Below are 20,604 nucleotides of genomic sequence, written 5' to 3' on the forward strand. Positions count from 1 at the left end.
CGACAATGTCGCGGTGCTGCTGGCGCGGCTGCAAATCGATGCCGCCGAGATACTCGGTGATATCCTTCGCAAGCGCTGAAACCTTCGCCGCGGCGGCGGCAAAATCGCGGTCCTCGCGCAGCATGAAACCATAGTCCTTGATCACGGTGCCGCAGCCCGACGTCGTCATCAGGATGGCGTCGAGACCGTTTCGCTCGGCCTCCGCGAGCCAGACCGTGATGTTGGCGCGGGCCCGCGCCAGCGCATCGGCATCGCGGCCGAGGTGATGGGTCAGCGCACCGCAACATTGCTCGTCCTTGACCAGCACCACCTCGATGCCATGACGCGTCAACAGATTGATGGCGGCCTGATTGATGCGCGGCGCCAGCACCTGCTGGGCACAGCCTTGCAGCAGGGCGACGCGTCCCCGCCTCGTCCCCTCCGCCGCAAAAACGCTTCCGCCGGCCGCCCCGCGCGGCGACAGGCGGCGCGGCGCGAGCGCCAGCATCGCCTTGATTCGCCTCAATAAAGTCGGTGAGGCCGAAACCGACTTCGAGCCCGCTTCGGGCGTCGGCAGCAACGCGGTCAGCGGCCGGCCCAACCGTGCCAGGATCATGCCGGCGCGGAACAATCCTGGTCGCGGCAGCACGAAGGCGAGCACCGCCCGCAACGCCCGCTCGGTCAGCGGCCTGGCATAATCCCGTTCGATCTTCACCCGCGCCTGATCGACCAGGTGCATGTAATTCACGCCCGATGGACAGGTGGTCATGCAGGCGAGGCAGGAAAGACAGCGGTCGATATGCTTGACCACTTCCTGTGTCGGCGGCTTGTCCTTTTCCAGCATCTCCTTGATGAGATAGATTCTGCCGCGCGGGCTATCGAGTTCGTCTCCGAGCAGCACATAGGTCGGACAGGTCGCCGTGCAAAATCCGCAATGCACGCAGGCCCGCAAAATCTTGTCGGCTTCCGCAATATCGGGGTCGGCGAGCTGGGCGAGGCTGAATTCGGTCTTCATGCCGCGGTCCCCCGTATCATCCGGCCGCGATTGAGGATGTTTTTCGGATCGAAGCTGTGGCGGACGCGTTCGCCAAGCGCGGCGAGACCGCTCTTCTGGGGGTGAAACACATCGACATGGCGCCGCACCTCGTCGGACGCGCGCAGCAGCGTGGCGTGGCCACCGGCGGCATCGACGCGCGTGCGCACCAGCGCCGCCTGGGCGTCGGCTTTGGGAGGCAGCGCCGCCCAGATCAAGCCACCGCCCCAATCGTAGATCACGTCGCCACCGGTGTCCCGCGCCAGCGCCTGACCGAGCGCACCGCCGGAAGCCGGTGGACAGACGATCCGCCACACCGGCCACGCGCCGAGCGCGCCGCTGGCCGCGAACGGTTGAACATCGCGAATCGAGCTCCAGATCACCGCCGAGGCCGCATCTTCAATAATCTCCGCGATCCCGAACAGCGCCAGCGCCCTGCCTAGCGCGGCGGCGCGATGGGCGGCGGACGCGGTAATGCCCTCCAGCCGCAACAGCGTGACCGCCTCGTGCGGAGATCCGAGATCGCCAAGCCCGCTCACCAAGCCTCGAAACGCCGAATTCGGCACATGCGCGGCAGCGGATACATCGAACGGCGAGCCCAGAGCCGCGGTCATGGCCTTGTTGGCGGTGATATCGTCCAGTCCGCGCAGCACCAGCGTGCGCTCGCTCTCGGGCCTCGGCATCACCTTCAGCGTCACCTCGGTCATGACCGCGAGCGTGCCCCAGGACCCCGCCAGCAATTTGCACAGATCGTAGCCGGTGACGTTCTTCACCACCCGGCCGCCGGCCTTGAAACTGTCGCCAAAGCCGGACACCGCATGCGCGCCCAACAGATGGTCGCGGACGCCGCCGGCCTTGATGCGGCGGGGGCCGGCGAGACCCGCGCCGATCATGCCGCCGATGGTTCCGACGTCTGGCGTGCCCAGCAGCACCGAGGTGTTGATCGGCTCAAAGGCGAACTGCTGATTTTTGGAGTCGATCAGCGACTTGACGTCGGCGAGCGGCGCGCCGGCCTGCACGGTGATGATCAGCTCATTCGGCTCATAGGCCGTCACCGCGTTCAGCGCCGATAGATCGAGCAGCGCGTTGGTCGCCATCGGCTGGCCGATCAGCCGCTTGCTGCCATGACCTATGATTTCCAGCGGCTGCTCGCTGGCGAGCGCCGCACGCACCACCTGCTCGACATCCCCCGCATCACGTACTTTAGGGGTATCCACGCCAACAGCCTCGCCTTCATGATACGCCCACGCCGGCTTATCGCAGCCGGCGTATCCCGGATATGTTCTAAAGGCGTGGATGCCGGATACAAGGCCGGATGTGAAGAACGCACGAAATCAAATTCGAGCGCCGAACATTTCCTTGAATGCCACGACGCCGCCTTCGGTAATCTCGACCGATCGTCCCAAACGCCGTCTGCGGATCCAGTCCCGCTCGAAGCCAAGATGGGCGATGGCAGCGCCGACCCGGCCGGCCAGATGCGGGCGCCGTTCGCTCCAGTCGAGGCAGGGCCGGCAGAACGCGCGGCGGCTGCGAACGGGTGCCGTAAGGTCGACGCCAATATCGACCAGGAAGCACGATCCTTCCGCGGTCAATTCCCCGGCATCGGCATCGAGAATGAGGTATCGACGTTCAATCATCGCGTCGGTGACCGCGACGCCAAGCTCCCCGGCCAGATGATCATAGCAGGTTCGCGCTCGCCGCATCTCGCTATCGATCCTGGACGGCGGCCGAAACCGGGGCGGACCCGTCACCGCAACATTCATGATGCCCTCGAGCATCCGGGCGACAAGCGGGGTTGCCAGCCGGTAGAACCGGCGCGGCCCGCGCTTTTCCACGCTCAGAAGCTCGCGCTCGACCAGTTTGGCCAGATGCGAACTGGCGGTCTGGGCCGTTACGCCGGCGACGATTGCCAGTTCCTTGGCGGTGAGCGCCCGTCCGTCCATCAAGGTCGATAGAATGTTGGCGCGTCCGGGATCCCCCACCAGTTGGGCGACCTCCGCCAGTTGCGGTACGACCGGCATTGCGGACCTCCCTCGTTCGGTTGGAACAATGCACGGTCTGGCACGGCGTTCCCCGCCAACGCTTCGATCGCGATCGAAATTTGCTCGCAACGACCGACCCGCCCGCGCCGCTCTGCCGCACAGCGGCCGCGAGCGCTCAGCCCTGCTGCACGGCGATGGAACCTCAATGCGACACTTCGACCGCGGTCGAACTAAAACCTCACAACCTTCGGCGCGAAGCTGCGTTACCAATGATCGACAACAAACGAATGGAGAAAATCGTGCGGCATTTGAAAATCACGACACCCCAACCGTGGTCTACCGGCCCGGTTACGAGACGGACGGCCATCACGGCGTTCGGCGTGGCGATGATGATGGTCAATCTGTCATCATCGGCCATTTCACAATCCCGACCTCAGCCAATCGAAGGAACAACGACCATGGGTCAATATGCAATGAGCGAAAAAACCTTGAGCGACGCCGTCGGCGTTGGCGGCCTGTTGGTGGTCGCCCAATGGGAAGCCAAAGAAGGACAGGCCGACAAGGTTGCGGAGATTCTGCGCCATTTTCTGCCCGAGGCCCAGAACGATCCGGGAGCCAAGCTGTTCCTGATCAGCCGGAACAAGGAAAATCCCGCGCAATTCATGTTCTATGAATTGTTTGTCGACGAGGCCGCTTTGAAAGCGCATCAGGAAAGTGCGTATTTCAAGACCTATATCGCGGGTCAGGCGCTGCCGCTTCTCGCCAAGCGCGAGCGCGCGCAATACGCGCTGCTGTAACCGGTCCGCGCGATTTCCAAAATTGACGGCGAGGCAAAGGAGCCGGGTCGAGGGATTTTTGCCCCGGCTTCCTTTCGCCCGCAGAAACTGGAGTTTGAATGACCGATTTTCCAATCGCACCGCAGCTCGATCCCCGCGAGCAGCATTTTCGCATTCGCGGTCCACGTCAGGGATTGTCACTGTTCCTGCGGTTTCTGCCGGCGCTCGACACCGGGTTTGAACCGCGGCGTGCGGTGCTTTATGTTCACGGTGCAACCTTCCCGTCGGCACTTTCGATTGCGCATCGATTTGACGGAAAGTCGTGGCGCGATGCATTGGGCGAAGCCGGCTTCGACGTCTGGGCGTTGGACTTTTATGGCTTCGGTCATTCCGACCGCTATCCGGAAATGGACCAGCCCGCGACCGACCATTCGCCGCTATGCGTGGCGGAGGATGCCGCAAAGCAGCTGGAGGCCGCCATCCGCTTCATCCTCGGGCACCAGAAGCTCGACAAACTATCCCTGATCTCGCATTCCTGGGGCTCGATGCCCGTGGGTCGCTTCGCCGGCGCGCATTCCGCGCTGGTCGACCGGCTGGTGTTGTTTGCCCCGATCGGACGTCGCGGACCACGGCGCTATGAGATGCCGCCCTCGTTTCCGGCGTGGCGCATCGTGACCCCGCAAGACCAGTGGAACCGGTTCGTCGAAGACGTTCCGGCGCATGAGCCACCGGTTCTGTCGCGGATCCATTTCGAGCAATGGAGCCAGCATTATCTCGACAGCGATCCCGACAGCCGTTCGCGCGATCCCGCTGGTGTCAAGACTCCGCTCGGCCCCTTTAGCGAGATCATCAAGGCGTGGCATGGCCAACTGGCCTACGACCCGGCGCTGGTCCGAGCGCCGGTCGCCATCATCCGCGGCGAATGGGATGGGCTGATGCAGGATGACGATGCGCGCTGGCTTTTCGACGCCTTCACGCAATCGCCCGTCAAGCGCGACATCAAGATCGGCCGCGGTACCCATTTGATGCATTTTGAGACGATGCGGCCGGCGCTTTGGCAGGAAAGCATCAACTTCCTGCTCGCCAACGATACCGCACCGATCCCGGCCTGAAACAAGCTCGAAAGGAAAGACGATGTTTTCCGTGATTTTCGAAGTTCGCCCCAATGACGGTCGCAAGGACGACTATCTTGAGCTCGCCAAGCACTTGAAGCCGATCCTGGAGAAGATCGACGGCTTCGTCGATAATGAGCGCTTTGAAAGCCGGCTCCGGCCGGGATGGGTGCTGTCGCACTCGACCTGGCGTGACGAGAAGTCGGTGGTCCGCTGGCGTACCGAAGGCGAACATCATGTCGTGCAGGGCAAGGGCCGGTTCGAGATATTCAGGGATTATCATCTGCGCGTCGGCGATGTGACCGCCGACACCGACCCGCCGAAGGAAGCGCCGATAGACGAACGGCGCTTCGATGAGACCGAAGTCGGGGCCGCCAAAATCGTGACCTTTACGGAGATCACGCCGGCCAGGGGCGCCGCGTTTGTAACCCAAACGGACCTGCTGCTGGCCGATCTTGGCCTTGATCTCAAGAACGGCGGCGTCATTGAGCACGATGTGTTCGCCAGTATCTATAATCCGGGAAAGCTGGCACTGCTGGTGGGCTGGAAAGACCCGAAAGCGGCCAACGCGTGGTCGCCCAGGAAGGTCGACGCCATCGGGACGCTCCGGCACCGCAAAATCCGCGTCGTGCGCGACTACGGTCGATTCGATCGGCGCGAGGCGCCGCAGTTCTATCCGGATATCGAGGGGGCACAGACCAGGCATCCCGAACCCGCGCACCGCAAGGGCGCGTAAACGCAACCGGTCATCATGCCCAGTCTAGACTAGAACCGCGGCAGTTCAGGGAAGGCCAGCTTGCCGCCGTGGACATGCACGCGGCCAAGCTCGGCGCAGCGATGCAGGGTCGGAAATACCTTGCCGGGATTGAGCAGGCCCTGGGCGTCGAACGCGCATTTCAGCCGCTGCTGCTGGTTGAGATCGATTTCGCTGAACATCTCCGGCATCAGGTCGCGTTTTTCGATCCCGACCCCATGTTCGCCGGTCAGGACGCCGCCGAGTTCGACGCAGCAGCGAAGGATATCGGCGCCGAACGCTTCGGCCCGCTCCATCTCGCCCGGCATATTGGCATCGTACAGGATCAGCGGATGCAGATTGCCGTCGCCGGCATGAAATACATTGGCGACGCGAAGCCCGTATTTTTCGGAGAGATCGCGAATCCGGGCCAGAGCTTTCGGCAGCGCGCCGCGCGGGATGGTGCCGTCCATGCACAGATAATCCGGCGAAATCCGCCCGACGGCCGGAAACGCCGCCTTGCGGCCGGCCCAGAACAGATTGCGCTCCGTTTCCGAAGTCGAGATTTGGCAGGTGGTCGAACCGCAACCCTGCGCGATCGCCTCGACCCGCTTGATCAGTTCATCGACCTCGATACCGGGACCATCGAGTTCGATGATCAAAAGCGCCTCGACGTCGAGCGGATAGCCGGCATGGACGAAGGCCTCGGCGGCGTGAATCGCGGGCTTGTCCATCATTTCCATGCCGCCCGGAATGATCCCGGCGCCGATAATTCGTGCCACGCACTCGCCGGCCGCCTCGACCTGCGCGAAGCCGACCATCAGCGCGCGCGCGGTTTCCGGCTTCTGCAGAATCCGCACCGTGACCTCGGTAATGACGCCGAGCAGGCCTTCGGAGCCGGTAATAATTCCCATCACATCGTAGCCGCTGGTCTCGGCGGACTTGCCGCCGACCCTGATGATTTCGCCGGATATCAGCACGATTTCGCACCCCAACACGTTGTTGGTGGTCATGCCGTATTTCAGGCAATGCACGCCGCCGGAATTCTCGGCCACGTTGCCGCCGATCGAGCAGGCAATCTGCGACGACGGATCGGGCGCATAATAGAACCCGGCATGGGCGACCGCCTGGCTGATGGCGAGATTGGTCACCCCCGGCTCGGTCACGACCACGCGGTTGTCGAAATCGATCTCGCGGATGCGCTTGAATTTGCCCAGCCCCAGCAGCACGGCATCGGCGAGCGGCAGCGCACCGCCGGACAGCGAGGTGCCGGAGCCACGCGGCACGACCTTGATGCCCTGCTCGAAGCAATATTTCAGAACCTGCGAGACCTGTTCGGTGGTGTCCGGAAGCACCACGACCATCGGCGGCTGACGATACGCCATCAGGCCATCGGACTCGTAAGGCAGCATTTCGGCCGCGCTGTCGATCACGCCTTCGCCCGGCACGATGGCGCGCAACGCCATCACGATGGCGTCACGGCGCCCCAGAACCGCCTGATCCGGCGCGGGCATCATGATGGTCATCTGAATTTCTCCAACCGCCGTCGAACCCAGGCAGATTCACGGCATGGCTTGATTTGTCATGACAAATCAAGCACGTCTGGATCGGTTTGGGTAGGCCGCCGCGAGATAAGCGGGCCGCGAATATCGGCTACCCGAAAGGTGCAACCGAGAGGGATGAAACCCGATAAGCATTTCGTGGCTTGTCCATGACAAGCGCGCCGTGCCACAAACGACCGCCGAGAAACCCCCGAAGCAACGAAGAGCAGAGTATGAAAAAACTGACATTGAGCGCGCTGGTCATCATCGTATCGTCGGCCGCCGCATCCGCGGCACTGGCGCAGGACGCCGCGGCCGGCAAGACGTCTTTCAACAAATGCCTGGCCTGTCACGCGATCGGCGAAGACGCCAAGAACAAGGTCGGACCGCAGCTCAACGGGCTCGACGGCCGCAAGTCCGGCACCGCGCCGGACTACAACTACTCCGATGCCAACAAGAATTCCGGCATCACCTGGAACGAGGCCCAGTTCAAGGAATACATCAAGGACCCAAAGGCAAAGGTCCCAGGCACCAAGATGGCCTTCGCCGGTGTCAAGAACGAGAAAGAGGTCAACGATCTCTGGGCCTTCATCTCGCAATACGACAAGGACGGAAAAACCAAATAACGTAGCCGGCTGGGCCCCGGTTCTGATTGAATCAGAACCGGGGCCTTAATCGTTTATTTTGATGTATTTTCCCAGCGCGAACCGGCATCCATCCCGCATCGGGCGCGGGACAGGCCTTCGCCCGAAACCGCTCTAATTGGCGGCAGCCCGCGTTCCCTGCGCAATTCCGCTGATCATGGCGTCGATCTCACCCATCACAAGTTCGGGCGCGGCATTTTGCACGAGGTGACCAACACCAGGCAGCATGATCAGTTTGGCGTTCGGCACCGCGGCGGCGAAGGGCCGGGAGTGGATGCTCGGCCACACGGTGGTGTCGGCGTCGCCGGCGATCACCACCGCCGGCACCTTGATTTCTGCGTAGCGCGGGGACTGCTCCCTGACCGCCGCCTTCAACGTCACGAGATCGCGGGCATTGGCGAGGAACTCGCGCGGACGCAGCAATAATGCCGTCGCGGTGTCGCTGACGAAATTTTCCGGCATGGTCTGCGGCAGGAACGCATTGCGGGCGCCGGGCGCGGTCAGGAAGTAACCGAGCGGCAGCGTGATCGTATAGGCCAGCAACGGACCGATCACGGGGGTGGTGACGACGTCATTGTACCATCCGACGCCGCCGGACCACGGATAGAGGGCCGGCGCCAGCAGCACCAGACCCGCGACGCGCGCGGGATAATCGAGCGCCATCCGCGCACCCAACGCACCGGCCCAGGAGTGGACCACGAGGATCGCCGGACCGATGCCCAGTCTTTCCAGCGCCGCATCGATCATTTGGCCCTGGATGGCTGGCGTCGAATCAGCCTCGCGCGCGCGCGCGCTCCAGCCATGGCCGGGACGGTCGATCAGAATGACCCGATGCCTGCCGGCGAGCAGATCACCGAGCGGTTGCTGCATGGCCTTCAGATTCGAGCTGGCGCCATGGATCAGCACAATCGGCGGACCGGCCGCGTCGCGCGGCCCGATATCGACGACGTTGAGGGTCGCGCCGGTCACCTCGACCATCTCGCCCTGCGCGGGATAGCTGCGCTGCAGCACAACGACGCCGGCCTGTGTGATCAGCGCCAGGATCACCAGCGCCGCCACGAAAACGACCGCTATCATTGCGAGGGTCCGGATGGGTTTGAGCACACATGAGTTACGGTTTGACGGCGGTCCGGTTTCGCCGGACCGGGGCGTTTCAACTTCGCCATGCGGGTTTTCCACCGTACGGCGCTGACACGACGCCGGTCTTCATACAACCGTCATCGGCAGCTTTCTATAACCCTTGGCAATAGTTTTGCGGTCTGATTAGCGTGCCCGTCGAAATTTCCGCAACCTGGCTTATCCACACAATCCACAGCAACGCGCGGGGCGCCAAAGCATTATCTCACCGGTAATTGGAGGATTTTCGATGACTTCCACACCAAACGAAGCCGCCATCGACGAAATTGTCGCCAGCTGCGATGGAGATATTCGCGGCGCGCTAAGAGCACTGCTGCTGGTCAACGAGCAGCTGGAAGCGGAACTTCAGCAGCTCCATGCGGTGGTGGCACATGGCGGGCTGGCAGGATCCGGCGGCAACGTTCTGCATTAGGTCAGAATAGCCTCGCGCGATCAGATGTCGCGGCCTTCGACCTTCTCGGTCAGGGTCTTGACCAGTTCCGGCACCTTCTCGAGATGCGGATTGAGCGCGAGCGCCTTGCGGAAGGCGTCGAGCGCGCGCTTTTCGTCGCCGAGATCCTGCATGATCATGCCGAGGCCCGCCAGCGCGCCGAAATGGCGCGGCTCGCGCACCAATACCTGCTCGATGTCCTGCAGCGAATGGGCGTAATCGTTCTGCAGATAATACAGCGTCGCGCGCCGGTTCCAGCCCTCGACATAATCGGGACGCAGCTTGACCACGGCATCGAGCAGCTTGAGCGCGACGTCCATCTGCTGGGCGTCCATCGCGGCCTTGGCGCGCATCATCAGAAGGGCGGTGGTGTCGCTCGGGGTCTGCATCCACAGCGCCCAGATCCGGGCCTCGACATGCTTGGCGCTGGCCTCATCGGGGGCTGCCTTCAGTGCCCCGAACAGAAAGTCCAGGCCTCGCGTGCGATCGGCGCCGGTCTTCGGCAGCTTGGCCGGGGCTTCCGGCAATTTCTTCTGCTGCTTCGACGGCGTGGTTCCTGGATCCTGCGCCAGCACCGGAAGCGGCATCACGGCGGTGATCGCGGTGAGCAAGATCGCTATCCGGCAGCTGCGCGCAGCAGGGAATCTCAATGCCATGGGCAAAGTCTAGACGCAGTAAACCGCGCTGCAAAGCAGCAAAAGCGTCAAAGAGCCGTGATGACTGTGGACCGCGTGCCGGCCAGGACTGCCGGATTCAGGCCGTAATCAACCCTGAATCAACCCTGGCGCGCCTTGAAACGGCGCTGAACCTTGTTGATCACATAAACCCGGCCCTTGCGGCGGACCAGACGGTTGTTGCGATGGCGACCACGCAACGATTTCAGCGAGTTACGGACCTTCATGGGACAATCCTGATGCGTTGAAAGGCCGTGGGACAGGCCGAAAGTGGCAAAATCTGATTTATCCCGCCGGCGGCTGCGCCGCCCAGGACGCGCGGTTTCTAAGCCATCGGGTGGTCGAATGTCAATCCAGACGGGGTGTTCAAGGCCGTTTTCGCAGCCTTGGCCAAGCCATCGGGGGCAACCTCGGCCCAGCCGTCCCGATTGAAATTGCACACAAATCCAGTGCCAAGGGAAGTCTAGTGCAGGGGGAACTCGACCATAGCCTCGCCGGTGGCGACTTTCTCGTCGTTCTGGTTGCGGACCATGACGTCGATCAGGACCCAGCGCGAGTTCGCCGTGGCCTGTTTGGACTTCACGATACCGGTCGGCTGGATGGTGTCGCCCGGCCTGACCGGCTTGACCCATCTTGTTTCGAGGCGGCGGTAAATGGCGCCGGCAGGATAGGCCCAGTCGGTAATCATCCGCGAGATCAGCCCGAAATTGTTCATGCCGTGCATGATGATGCCGCCGAAATTGGTCTTGCCGAAATTGCCCTTCATGTAATCGTCGTCGAGATGCAGCGGGTTGTAGTCGAGCGAGGCGTCGCAGAACAGGCGGATCGATTCGCGGCTGACCGCGAATTTCGGTCCGTCGATGGTGTCGCCGGCGGCAAGGTTATCGAAGCTGGTTGTCATGATGTTCACCCCTCACTGCGGCCGGATGGTCCAGCCACGGCCCGAGCAGATCACCTCGCCATGCTGGTTGAAGAAGACATTGTCGTGCACCACAAACAACCGTTCGCGCTTGATGAACTTGTCGAGCGCGCGGGCCTGCAGCGTGATGACGTCGCCGGGACGCGCCGGAACATGGTAGCTCCATGATTGGCCGGCATTGACGGTGCCGGGGCTGCGCATCCAGTCATCCGCCGGCGTGCAGGAGAACATCAGCAGGATGTGGATCGACGGCGGCGCGATCAGCCCGCCATAGCGCGTGGTCCGGGCATAGGCCTCGTCAAAATAAATCGGATGATCCTCACCGACTGATTTGCAGTAGAGCGCGATGGCCTCGCGCGTCAGGGTATAGGGGATGGTCTTGCGCGGCTCACCGGGAACGATGTCGTCCCACAGTTTTCGCAGATTGGCGTCTTTCCAGAAATCGGTCTCGAAGGCCTCCGCCTGTGCCATGCCATCCTCCCCGCTCGGTCGTCTTGTTTGTTCCGTCTTGCGGAATTTGTTATATGGTATAATCAATTTGCCACGCTGAAAAATCAAGGCGAAGTTCCGGGAAGATACAATGTCCAAGCTGAAGTTGCCCAATATCGAAGACGTCATCGCGATCGACATCCACACCCACGCCGAAGAGCCCTGCGGCATGCATGGCGACGACGGCTATGACGACTTCCAGGCGCAGATGGCCGAGTATTTCAAGTCACCGAACAAGCATCCGCCGACAGTGCCGGAAACTGCGGCCTATTACCGCGCCAAAAAGATCGCGGCCGTGATCTTCCCGGTCGATGCCGAGCGCGAGACCGGATTTCGCCGCTACAACAATTACGAAATGCTGGAAGTCGCCGCCGATCATTTGGACGTGCTGATCCCGTTCGCCAGCATCGATCCGCATAAGGGCAAGCTCGGCGTTCGCGAGGCGAAGAAGCTGATCGAGGAATACGGCGTCAGGGGCTTCAAGTTCCATCCGACCATGCAGGGCTTCTATCCGAACGACCGCATGGCCTATCCGCTGTACGAGGCCATCAACGACGGCGGCGCCATCGCACTGTTTCACACCGGACAGACCGGCGTCGGCTCCGGCATGCCCGGCGGCATGGGGATGCGACTGAAATATTCCAATCCGATGTACATGGACGATGTGGCCGCGGATTTCCTCGACCTCAAGATCATTCTGGCACACCCGTCCTTCCCCTGGCAGGAAGAGGCGCTCTCGGTCGCGACCCACAAGCCGAACGTCTATATCGACCTCTCCGGCTGGTCGCCGAAATATTTTCCGCCGATCCTGGTGCGCTACATCAACTCCATGCTGCAGGACAAGATGCTGTTCGGTTCGGACTGGCCGGTGATCACGCCGGATCGCTGGCTGGCGGATTTCGCCAAGCTCGACATTCGCGACGATATCCGGCCCAAGGTGCTGAAGGCCAACGCGCGCAAGATTCTCGGCATCTGAAGCCTCGAAATTCGGCGCGACGTCCGTTCAGCTTTACGGCTGTATCACGATGCATTCGAGATTTCCGGCCGTGGCCGCGGCTTCCATCGCCTGCCGCAAATCCGCGAGCGGGAAAACGCGGGGACGAATGGCGCTGATGTCGAGCAGCCCGCTGCGCAACAGGTCCAGCAGCCGCCGGTAGGCGCTGACCGGATACATGAACTGGCCGAGTATCTCCCAGCTGTTGAGCATCACGGCGGTGTAGGGCAACGGAAGCTCGGTCGTCATGCTCCCCATCAGCACCAGCCTGCCGCCGCGGCGAAGGCTGTGGAGAGCCGAAAGCGTCGAGTTCGGATCGCGCGCCTGCCCCACCATGTCGAACGCCATATGCGCTCCACCGCCGGATGCATCGCGAAGCGCACGCGCATCTTTCTGCACCTCGCCCGCCAGCGTCACCGGCACAACGCGCGGGCCGCCGGCATCCGCCACCGCCTCCAGCGCGCTGCGATTGCGGCCGGCTGCGATCACGCTGGTCGCACCCATGGCGACCCCGAGCAACACCGCCGCCGTGCCGTAGGCGCCGGTGGCACCGTTGACGACCAGCGTCTCGCCGGCCGCGAGCCGGCCTCGAAGCAGGCCGCCGAACGGGATGATGCAGCGGCCGATGGTGACGAGTTCGGTGGCATCGAATTTCTCCAACCCATCCGCCGGCGTGACCGCCGCGACCGGCATCAGCGCGTATTCGGCCAGCGTGCCGTCCGGCCAGTCGGCAAGCACCGCCGCCGCGTCCGGGCTCGAGGTTAGCCCGATCAGGATCTGCGCGGGGTCTTCGACATTCTCCGGCGCGACAAAATGCGACGACAGCACCACGCGCTGGCCGGGCTTCAGATGCCAAACGTCCCGACCCACCGCCGCGATGACGCCGACGCCGTTGGTTCCGATCGTGAAGGGACCTGGAGGCGGATTATAGACCGGCAGTTTTCCTTCCACATAGGCCTTGAGGTACGACATCAACGCCGACGCCTCGATCCGTACCAACACACTGCCGGGGCGCGGCTCCGGGGTGCGCACATCATTGAACCGCAATTCGCCGCCGAGCCGATCCAACTGCCATGCCTTCATGCGGGACTCCCTTGATGCCGAAGGCTTGATATGGCGTGGTGATCGCATATTCGCTAGCATGGCGCCGCAAATTCAAGCCTCCCGCCACACAGCCATCTTCCACCATCCAGCGAGTTCCCCGTGACCATCAAAGCCGTTGTGTTCGATGCCTATGGCACGCTCTACGACATTCAGTCGGTGGCGGCCGTCACCGAGGAGGCCTTTCCCGGCTATGGCGAGATCGTCACGCAGATATGGCGCATCAAGCAGCTCGAATACACCTGGCTGCGCTCGCTGATGCGGCGTTACGAGGATTTCTCCGTCATCACCCGGGATTCGCTGGTCTATACCCTCAACGTGCTCGGCCTGAAACATGACGCCGCCGCCTTCGAGCGCATCATGGACAAATATCTGCATCTGGATCTCTATCCGGATGCGATGGCTACGCTCATAGCAATGAAGGACCGCAAACTGGCGATACTTTCCAACGGCTCTACCGACATGCTCAACGCGCTGGTGCACAATAGCGGCCTCGACCGCGTGCTGGACGCCACCATCAGCATCGACAGCAAAAAGATCTTCAAGCCTGCGCCGGATGCCTACACCCTGATCGAAGCCCGCCTTGGGATAGCGCCCGCGGAGGTGCTGTTCGTATCGTCGAATCCATGGGACGCCTGCGGCGCCAAGGCCTTCGGCCTCAACGTCGCCTGGATCGAGCGGGTGACGCCGCAGGCGATGGCGCTGGCTTGCGTCAAGAGCGATCTCGTCGCGCCGCTCACGATGTTCAAGGCGCTTCGGACGCAGGTGGACGAATTAGGGGTCACACCTGACCATCGCATCCATGCGCTGTCGGAACTGCCCGATCTGGTTGCCGCCCGTGAGCCTTGAATCGGTCCACGCGTTTTTCGCCGAAAAGGCGCCTGACATCACCGTGATCGAATCCCCGATGAGTTCGGCGACGGTGGCGCTGGCTGCCGAGGCCTTCGGCGTCGAGCCGGCGCGGATTGCCAAGACGCTGAGCTTGCGGATCGGCGATCGGGTGGTGCTGCTCGTCACCAGCGGTACCGCGCGAATGGACAACAAGAAGGTAAAAGCGTTGTTCGGCGGCAAGCCGAAGATGCTCGGCGTCGACGAGGTCGCCGACATCACCGGCCATGAGGTCGGTGGCGTTTGCCCGTTCGGACTGAAGATACCGCTGCCGGTTTACTGCGACGTCTCGTTGAAGGCGTTCGACGAGGTGGTGCCGGCGGCGGGCTCGATCCACAGCGCGGTTCGGATCACGCCATCGCGGATGGCCGAACTGGTCGCCGCCGAATGGGTCGACGTCTGCGAAATACGCTCGCAGCAGTAAAGTGGTTTATTGATCGTCGTAGCGTCGCCCGGGCACGGGCTGCTGGGGAGCCGGCACAATCTGCTGAGGTACGCTGGCGCTTGAATCGAATACCGCGCGGCACGCCCCCGAGAGCTGCGGGGTATTTTGTCGCAGGCACGCCACGATCCGATTGACGTCAGGCATCGCGGCGCCACACAGCCGGAACACATCCGGCGTGCAGGCCATTTGCTGCTCCAGCGTTCCCCGGTATTCGTCGGAAAAGGCCGGCGTTTGAACCGCGATGCCGAACGCGATCGGTATTGCAAGACTGAAAAGAATTCGATGGCTCAGGGGTAATCGATACACTCGCATGTCCGATCCTTCTTTTCCGATTCATCTTTCGGATTCTGGGGGCGTGCTTGGTCAATGGGACAAACTGGTCCGCCCCAGGGTTCAAAATAAATGAGACAAAGGAAGGTTCGCGCCGAACAACAAAATGTGAAATCGGCCTTCCAGAATAACGCGATCCCTACTCCACCTTGCCGATTTTCTTCACCGCCGCGACCAGGCGCGCGCTGTCGATTTCGACGAATTTTGAGAATTCCGGCGCGTCCATGTAAGCGACCGGGCTGCCCGCGGTCTCGAAGGTCTTGATCACCTCCGGGCTGATCACGGCCTGCGCCATCGCCTCGCGCAGCCGCGTTATGATCGGCGCCGGCAGCGCGGCTTGCGCGAACAGCCCCGCCCAGATGTAGAACTCGACATCCTTGTAGCCGAGTTCCTTGAAGGTCGGCAGGTCGGGAAAGCTCGCGATCCGCTCCGCGCCCCAATTGGCCAGCACGCGCATCTTGCCGTCATCAACCTGCTGCTTCAGCGTGCCCGGCGCCGATGCCAGCGCCTGTACCGTCCCAGTCAGGATCGCGTTGAGCGCGGGGCCGGCGCCGCGAAACGGAATGTGCAGCAATTTGATGCCGGCGGAGGCGGCGAACATTTCCATCGCCACATGCAGCGTGCCGTAGGGGCCCGACGAGCCATAGGGAATCTGGCCGGGGCGCTGTTTGGCGTCGTCGACAAAATCCTGCAGCGTCTTCCATGGCGCCGATGCCGGCACCGCGAGCAGAGTGGGATCGGCGAGCACGCGCGCCACCGGCGCGAATTGCGCGACTTCGTAGACCGGGGGACGATCGAACAGGCGGTCGGCTTCCGGCAGCACCGCCAGCGACGACAGCGTCATCAGCAAGGTGTAGCCATCGGCGTCGGCGCGCGCCGCCGCGGCGTTGCCGATCGCGCCGCCGGCGCCGCCGGCACGGTTGTCGACGATCACGGACTTGCCGAGAATCCGCTCCAGCGCCAGCGCCACCGGCCGGGCCGCGAGATCGGCCTGGCCACCGGCGGGAAACGGCACGATCATGCTGATGGTGCGCGCCGGCCACGCCGCTTGCGCGACAACGGATTTGGGGCGCGCAACCAGCAGCGGCAGCGCTGCGGCGACCTTGAGAACGTCACGTCGATCCATCGGCAGTTTTTCCCTCGAGGTTTCCGTTGGTTTGATTCGCAAACTAGCGCGAACCGCAGGATGGGCAAGGGCACCACTGGGCGCCATGCCCGTCCTATGAGCATGATTCAACCGGGTTGAATCATGCTCATCATCCATTTTCTTGTTTGAGCATGATCTTTTCGGAAAACCGGTTTCCACTTTTCCGGATCATGCTCTAGCCCCGCGGCAATTTCCTGGCCTTCGCAAAATGCCTGGTCAGGAAATCCGCCAGTACTTCGACGCGCGCGGGGCGCGGGCCCCCGGGAGGCATCACCAGATGCACCGCGCCCTCGGTCTGCTTCCAGCCTTCCAGGATCACTTCGACCTTGCCCGACGCAATGGCGTCGCCGACGAGGAAGTCGGGCAGATCGGCGATGCCGAGCCCCGCGAGCAGCGCCGGCATCACGGCTTCCCCGTTGTTGACGCGCAGCGGCCCGCCCGGCCGTACGCTGGCCTGCTCACCTTTCGCATTGGTGTAATGCCAGACTTCGGGCGTCGATAAATACGCGTAGCCGAAACATTTGTGCTCCGCGAGGTGCATCGGATGCGTCGGCCGGCCATGGCGCTTGAGATAGGCCGGCGACGCCACCGTATAGCGCGGCATCGCGCATAGCCGCCGCGCGATCAGCGATGAATCCGGCAGGCTTGCGATCCGCAAGCCCGCATCGAAGCCCTCGCCGATCAGATCCACCATGGCATCACTCAAATGGAGGTCGATCGCGACATCGGGATATTTTTCCAGAAACTCAGGCAGGATCGGCGCCACTTCCCTGACCCCGAACGTCATCGGCACCGCGAGACGGACCAGCCCGCGCGGCGCCGCCGATTGCGCCAGTGCCTCGTTCTCCACCGCCTCGCCGTCCGACAGCAGGCGCGCGGCCCGCGCGGATAATTTCTGCCCGGTGTCGGTCAAGGCCAGCCGCCGCGAGGTGCGGTTGAACAGCCGGGCGCCGAGCCGCTGCTCCAGCCGGGTGACGGCTTTCGAAACCGTCGCCTTGGACAGCGCCAGCTCGGCGGCGGCCGCCGCAAATGACTGCAATTCCACGACTTTTGCGAAAATCGCAAGGCCTTCAAAATCGGGCAGCTTGGCCATCGAGACCCCCTCACAAGCACGTAAATGGAAACAATATGTTTCCATTGTTTCTATTTATGCATCAAGCGGAAATACATATCCAGAGCCCATCAGAATGTGAGGAACATCCCATGATCGAACTCAGACCCTTCAACCAGCTTGGCGCCGCCGACCACGGCTGGCTCAAAGCCAAACACCACTTCTCCTTCGGCAGTCACTACGATGCCGGCAATATGGGTCACGGCGCCCTGCGGGTGTGGAACGATGACGAGATCGCACCCAACACCGGATTTCCCGCCCATCCCCACGCCAACATGGAAATCATCACCTATGTACGCGAGGGCGCGATTACCCATCAGGACAGTCTCGGCAACAAGGGCCGCACCGAAGCCGGCGACGTCCAGGTAATGAGCGCGGGCTCCGGCGTGCGGCACTCCGAATACAATCTCGAGCCGACCAAGACCAAGATCTTCCAGATCTGGATCGAGCCGACCGCGCAGGGCGGCCAGCCGACCTGGGGCGCGAAGCCGTTTCCGAAGTCGGATCGCTCCGGCAATTTCGTCACTATCGCCAGCGGGTTTGCCGATGACAAGGACGCGCTGCCGATCCGTGCCGACGCGCGGGTGCTCGCCACCACGCTGAAGGCCGGCGAGAGCGCGCAATATGCGCCGGGCAAGACGCGCAACCTCTATCTGGTGCCGGCGGCCGGTTCGGTCGAGATCAACGGCGTCCGCGTCAACGCGCGCGACGGTGTTGCGATCCGCGACGAGGCCCAGCTGAAGATCACGGCGCTGGAAGATTCCGAACTGGTGCTGGTCGACGCGGCATAATTTGTTTGCACGGAAACAGCCCACAATGATCGTCATGCCCGGGCTTGACCCGGGCATCCATCCTTCTTCCCAAGACTCCTTCGAAGAGGATGGATTGCCGGATCAAGCCCGGCAATGACACCTCCTCCATAAATCAAACCAAACCCTCACCTCCCGGAGACTAACCATGACGAAAGTTCTCGTTCTCTATTATTCCGCCTACGGCCACATCGAGACGATGGCGAACGCCGTCGCCGAAGGCGCCCGCGAGGCCGGTGCGACCGTTGATATCAAGCGCGTGCCCGAACTGGTGCCGCCCGAGGTCGCGAAGGCGTCATATTACAAGGTCGATCAGACGGCGCCGGTGGCGAAAATCGACGACCTTGCCAATTACGACGCGATCATCGTCGGCACCGGCACCCGCTTCGGCCGGATGGCGTCGCAGATGGCGAACTTCCTCGATCAGGCCGGCGGCCTGTGGGCCAAGGGCGCGCTGCACGGCAAGGTAGGCGGCGCCTTCACCGCGACCGCGACCCAGCACGGCGGACAGGAAACCACGCTGTTTTCCATCGTCACCAATCTCCTGCATTTCGGCATGACCATCGTCGGCCTGAATTACGGTTTCGCGGGCCAGATGAAGCTCGACGAGGTCACCGGCGGCTCGCCCTACGGCGCGACCACGATCACCGGCGGCGACGGCAGCCGACAGCCCAGCGCCAACGAGCTCGCGGGCGCGCGCTACCAGGGACGCGTGATCGCGGAGACCGCCAAAAAACTGCATGGCTGATGCGATAGAGGCGGCATTCTCTTCGGAGAATGCCGCCCTATTTCATGGTGGGGACGATAGGCTTCGCCATGATCGAAATGTTCTTTATTTACCAACTCGCACGCAATCCGCTGCAGGCGGTTGCGCGGCGCTGGTGGTGCCGCAGCCTGTTCCGCGCTTCGCGCGGACGACGCCGGTGCCCGGGATGCACGAATTCGTGACCCCTGACGTTTGGGTCGCCTGACGTTTGATCGGCGGTAATCCTGCGCGGCGGAACCAGACGGCGTTTGTGAAGTTGGGTCACGCGCATCCGCGCGTGGAGACTTCGAAATGACCAGCAAGCCCGATCCCAAGGAAGTCAAGAAACCTGCCGCGCCGCATCCCGGTATGATGGGAGACGGCACTGAGGAACAGAATCTCGGTCAACCCGGCACACCGGCGGCCCGCATCAAGAAAGATGAAGTGGACGCTGCCTTCGCCAAGGGCGCGAAGAAAATCTGAGCCGCCCCCCGTCCTACAATCGCTGCAAATTGGAATAGGATAAGAAAGCCGGGCCAGACAACGCCCGGCTTTCACGCACCGGGATACCAATGACATCCTGTAACGGTGACGCATGAGCAGAACCGCAACAATCCCATGGCCGGAATTGCCGACCGCGGCGTGGCGCGAGACCTACGCGACGCTGCATCTGTGGACCCAGATCATCGGCAAAATTCGTCTGGTACGCTCACCCTGGCTCAATCATTCCTGGCACGTGGCGCTGTATGTCACCGCGCGCGGCCTCACCACCTCGCCGATCCCCGACGGCGTCAGGACATTTCAGATCAACCTCGACTTCATCGATCATACCTTGCGAATTTCGACCAGCGACGGCGCAACACGGCGGCTGGCGCTGCCCGGACTGTCCGTTGCGAGGTTCTACACGGAGGTCATGGCCGCGCTCGCCGAACTCGGCATCCACATCGCCATCGACGACATGCCGAACGAATTGCCGGATCCGATCCGGTTTTCGGAGGATGACCAGCATGCGTCCTACGATCCGCAGGCCGTGCAGCGCTTTTTGCAAATTCTCGTCAGTGCCGACCGGGTGTTCAAGCAATTCCGCACCGGCTTCCTCGGCAAGGCCAGCCCGGTGCATTTCTTCTGGGGCAGTTTCGATCTCGCCGTGACCCGTTTTTCAGGCCGACGCGCGCCGCGCCATCCGGGCGGCGTGCCGCATCTATCCGACGCCGTGGCGTGCGAGGCCTATTCTCACGAGGAAAGCAGCGCCGGCTTCTGGCCCGGCAGCGGCGCGATCGATTACCCCGCGTTCTATTCCTATGCCTATCCCGAACCGGCCGGCTTCCGGTCCACGCGGGTACGACCCGACGCGGCCTTCTTCAGCGAGACGCTGGGCGAATTCATCCTGCCCTATGACACCGTCCGCACCACGGCCGATCCGGACCAGGCGTTGCTCGAATTCCTGCAAAGCACCTATGAGGCCGCCGCCAACGCCGCCAAATGGGATCGCGATGCGCTGGAATGCGCGCTGGGCCAGCCCGGCGTGGTGCGGGTGGTTTAGCGTTATTGGTGCCATCGGGCCGCTGGCCGAACGCACGGCCGA

Annotated in this window: 26 protein-coding genes; 12 read left to right on the plus strand and 14 right to left on the minus strand. The window is 62.7% G+C overall.

Annotated elements, in window-relative coordinates:
• The 4 genes from ABR948_RS02935 to ABR948_RS02950 all read right to left on the minus strand — a co-directional run.
• A partial coding sequence (locus ABR948_RS02935; RefSeq protein ID WP_428113941.1) for a 4Fe-4S dicluster domain-containing protein occupies window positions 1-994 on the minus strand: 994 nt, incomplete at its 3' end.
• Window positions 991-2,229 carry an FAD-binding protein gene (locus ABR948_RS02940; RefSeq protein WP_428113942.1) on the minus strand — a complete coding sequence of 413 codons (1,239 nt, stop codon included), beginning with the start codon at window positions 2,227-2,229 and terminating at the stop codon, window positions 991-993. The genes ABR948_RS02940 and ABR948_RS02935, both read right to left, overlap by 4 nt.
• 117 nt (window positions 2,230-2,346) lie before the next feature.
• On the minus strand, window positions 2,347-3,033 hold the full coding sequence (locus ABR948_RS02945; RefSeq protein WP_428113943.1) for an ArsR/SmtB family transcription factor: 687 nt from the start codon (window positions 3,031-3,033) through the stop codon (window positions 2,347-2,349).
• 199 nt (window positions 3,034-3,232) lie between these two features.
• Entirely contained in the window at window positions 3,233-3,412 is a 180-nt protein-coding gene (locus ABR948_RS02950; RefSeq protein WP_428113944.1) for a hypothetical protein, read from the minus strand.
• A gap of 40 nt (window positions 3,413-3,452) precedes the next feature.
• On the opposite strand from ABR948_RS02950, the gene ABR948_RS02955 reads away from it, so the two are divergent.
• From ABR948_RS02955 to ABR948_RS02965, 3 genes are all read left to right on the plus strand, one after another.
• Window positions 3,453-3,791, plus strand: a complete 339-nt coding sequence (locus ABR948_RS02955; protein WP_428113945.1) for a putative quinol monooxygenase — start codon at window positions 3,453-3,455, stop codon at window positions 3,789-3,791.
• 98 nt (window positions 3,792-3,889) lie between these two features.
• A complete protein-coding gene (locus ABR948_RS02960; RefSeq protein WP_428113946.1) occupies window positions 3,890-4,882 on the plus strand; it encodes an alpha/beta hydrolase in 993 nt (330 codons plus the stop codon).
• A 22-nt stretch (window positions 4,883-4,904) separates the two neighbouring features.
• On the plus strand, window positions 4,905-5,618 hold the full coding sequence (locus ABR948_RS02965; protein ID WP_428113947.1) for an antibiotic biosynthesis monooxygenase family protein: 714 nt from the start codon (window positions 4,905-4,907) through the stop codon (window positions 5,616-5,618).
• Between the two features lie 29 nt (window positions 5,619-5,647).
• On the opposite strand, the gene ABR948_RS02970 is transcribed toward ABR948_RS02965, so the two are convergent.
• On the minus strand, window positions 5,648-7,141 hold the full coding sequence (locus ABR948_RS02970) for an FAD-linked oxidase C-terminal domain-containing protein (protein WP_428113948.1): 1,494 nt from the start codon (window positions 7,139-7,141) through the stop codon (window positions 5,648-5,650).
• 248 nt (window positions 7,142-7,389) lie between these two features.
• Here ABR948_RS02970 and cycA point away from each other — a divergent pair, with 248 nt between their 5' ends.
• Window positions 7,390-7,782: a cytochrome c-550 CycA gene (gene cycA, locus ABR948_RS02975; protein ID WP_428113949.1), complete on the plus strand. Its 393-nt coding sequence runs from the start codon at window positions 7,390-7,392 to the stop codon at window positions 7,780-7,782.
• 132 nt (window positions 7,783-7,914) lie between these two features.
• Here cycA and ABR948_RS02980 read toward each other — a convergent pair whose 3' ends face one another.
• Window positions 7,915-8,877 (minus strand): alpha/beta fold hydrolase, encoded by a 963-nt coding sequence (locus ABR948_RS02980; RefSeq protein WP_428113950.1) that lies wholly within the window; start codon window positions 8,875-8,877, stop codon window positions 7,915-7,917.
• 289 nt (window positions 8,878-9,166) lie between these two features.
• On the opposite strand from ABR948_RS02980, the gene ABR948_RS02985 reads away from it, so the two are divergent.
• Window positions 9,167-9,349 (plus strand): hypothetical protein, encoded by a 183-nt coding sequence (locus ABR948_RS02985; protein WP_428113951.1) that lies wholly within the window; start codon window positions 9,167-9,169, stop codon window positions 9,347-9,349.
• A gap of 20 nt (window positions 9,350-9,369) precedes the next feature.
• Here ABR948_RS02985 and ABR948_RS02990 read toward each other — a convergent pair whose 3' ends face one another.
• From ABR948_RS02990 to ABR948_RS03005, 4 genes are all read right to left on the minus strand, one after another.
• Entirely contained in the window at window positions 9,370-10,023 is a 654-nt protein-coding gene (locus ABR948_RS02990) for a tetratricopeptide repeat protein (RefSeq protein WP_428113952.1), read from the minus strand.
• A 119-nt stretch (window positions 10,024-10,142) separates the two neighbouring features.
• On the minus strand, window positions 10,143-10,268 hold the full coding sequence (ykgO, locus tag ABR948_RS02995; RefSeq protein WP_002718645.1) for a type B 50S ribosomal protein L36: 126 nt from the start codon (window positions 10,266-10,268) through the stop codon (window positions 10,143-10,145).
• A 236-nt stretch (window positions 10,269-10,504) separates the two neighbouring features.
• Entirely contained in the window at window positions 10,505-10,942 is a 438-nt protein-coding gene (locus ABR948_RS03000; RefSeq protein WP_428113953.1) for a MaoC family dehydratase, read from the minus strand.
• Window positions 10,943-10,954: 12 nt separating this feature from the next.
• Window positions 10,955-11,431: a MaoC family dehydratase gene (locus ABR948_RS03005; RefSeq protein WP_428113954.1), complete on the minus strand. Its 477-nt coding sequence runs from the start codon at window positions 11,429-11,431 to the stop codon at window positions 10,955-10,957.
• A 109-nt stretch (window positions 11,432-11,540) separates the two neighbouring features.
• Between ABR948_RS03005 and ABR948_RS03010 the strand changes: the two genes are divergently transcribed.
• On the plus strand, window positions 11,541-12,425 hold the full coding sequence (locus tag ABR948_RS03010) for an amidohydrolase family protein (RefSeq protein WP_428113955.1): 885 nt from the start codon (window positions 11,541-11,543) through the stop codon (window positions 12,423-12,425).
• Window positions 12,426-12,458: 33 nt separating this feature from the next.
• Here ABR948_RS03010 and ABR948_RS03015 read toward each other — a convergent pair whose 3' ends face one another.
• Window positions 12,459-13,526: a quinone oxidoreductase family protein gene (locus tag ABR948_RS03015; RefSeq protein ID WP_428113956.1), complete on the minus strand. Its 1,068-nt coding sequence runs from the start codon at window positions 13,524-13,526 to the stop codon at window positions 12,459-12,461.
• A gap of 120 nt (window positions 13,527-13,646) precedes the next feature.
• Between ABR948_RS03015 and ABR948_RS03020 the strand changes: the two genes are divergently transcribed.
• Complete coding sequence (locus tag ABR948_RS03020; RefSeq protein WP_428113957.1) at window positions 13,647-14,393, plus strand: haloacid dehalogenase type II; 747 nt, start codon at window positions 13,647-13,649, stop codon at window positions 14,391-14,393.
• On the plus strand, window positions 14,383-14,856 hold the full coding sequence (locus ABR948_RS03025; protein WP_428113958.1) for a YbaK/EbsC family protein: 474 nt from the start codon (window positions 14,383-14,385) through the stop codon (window positions 14,854-14,856). Before ABR948_RS03020 ends, ABR948_RS03025 begins: the two co-directional genes overlap by 11 nt.
• Window positions 14,857-14,862: 6 nt before the next feature.
• On the opposite strand, the gene ABR948_RS03030 is transcribed toward ABR948_RS03025, so the two are convergent.
• From ABR948_RS03030 to ABR948_RS03040, 3 genes are all read right to left on the minus strand, one after another.
• On the minus strand, window positions 14,863-15,183 hold the full coding sequence (locus ABR948_RS03030; protein WP_428113959.1) for a hypothetical protein: 321 nt from the start codon (window positions 15,181-15,183) through the stop codon (window positions 14,863-14,865).
• Between the two features lie 163 nt (window positions 15,184-15,346).
• Window positions 15,347-16,333 carry a Bug family tripartite tricarboxylate transporter substrate binding protein gene (locus ABR948_RS03035; RefSeq protein WP_428113960.1) on the minus strand — a complete coding sequence of 329 codons (987 nt, stop codon included), beginning with the start codon at window positions 16,331-16,333 and terminating at the stop codon, window positions 15,347-15,349.
• A gap of 196 nt (window positions 16,334-16,529) precedes the next feature.
• Window positions 16,530-17,447 carry a LysR family transcriptional regulator gene (locus ABR948_RS03040; RefSeq protein WP_428113961.1) on the minus strand — a complete coding sequence of 306 codons (918 nt, stop codon included), beginning with the start codon at window positions 17,445-17,447 and terminating at the stop codon, window positions 16,530-16,532.
• 110 nt (window positions 17,448-17,557) lie between these two features.
• Here ABR948_RS03040 and ABR948_RS03045 point away from each other — a divergent pair, with 110 nt between their 5' ends.
• From ABR948_RS03045 to ABR948_RS03060, 4 genes are all read left to right on the plus strand, one after another.
• On the plus strand, window positions 17,558-18,256 hold the full coding sequence (locus tag ABR948_RS03045) for a pirin family protein (protein WP_428113962.1): 699 nt from the start codon (window positions 17,558-17,560) through the stop codon (window positions 18,254-18,256).
• Window positions 18,257-18,422: 166 nt separating this feature from the next.
• Window positions 18,423-19,022 (plus strand): NAD(P)H:quinone oxidoreductase, encoded by a 600-nt coding sequence (wrbA, locus tag ABR948_RS03050; RefSeq protein ID WP_428113963.1) that lies wholly within the window; start codon window positions 18,423-18,425, stop codon window positions 19,020-19,022.
• Window positions 19,023-19,331: 309 nt separating this feature from the next.
• Window positions 19,332-19,502 carry a hypothetical protein gene (locus ABR948_RS03055; protein ID WP_428113964.1) on the plus strand — a complete coding sequence of 57 codons (171 nt, stop codon included), beginning with the start codon at window positions 19,332-19,334 and terminating at the stop codon, window positions 19,500-19,502.
• 112 nt (window positions 19,503-19,614) lie between these two features.
• Window positions 19,615-20,562, plus strand: a complete 948-nt coding sequence (locus tag ABR948_RS03060; RefSeq protein ID WP_428113965.1) for a DUF5996 family protein — start codon at window positions 19,615-19,617, stop codon at window positions 20,560-20,562.
• Window positions 20,563-20,604: the final 42 nt, after the last annotated feature.

Source organism: Bradyrhizobium sp. (genome assembly GCF_050014615.1).
Taxonomy (GTDB): Bacteria; Pseudomonadota; Alphaproteobacteria; order Rhizobiales; family Xanthobacteraceae; genus Bradyrhizobium.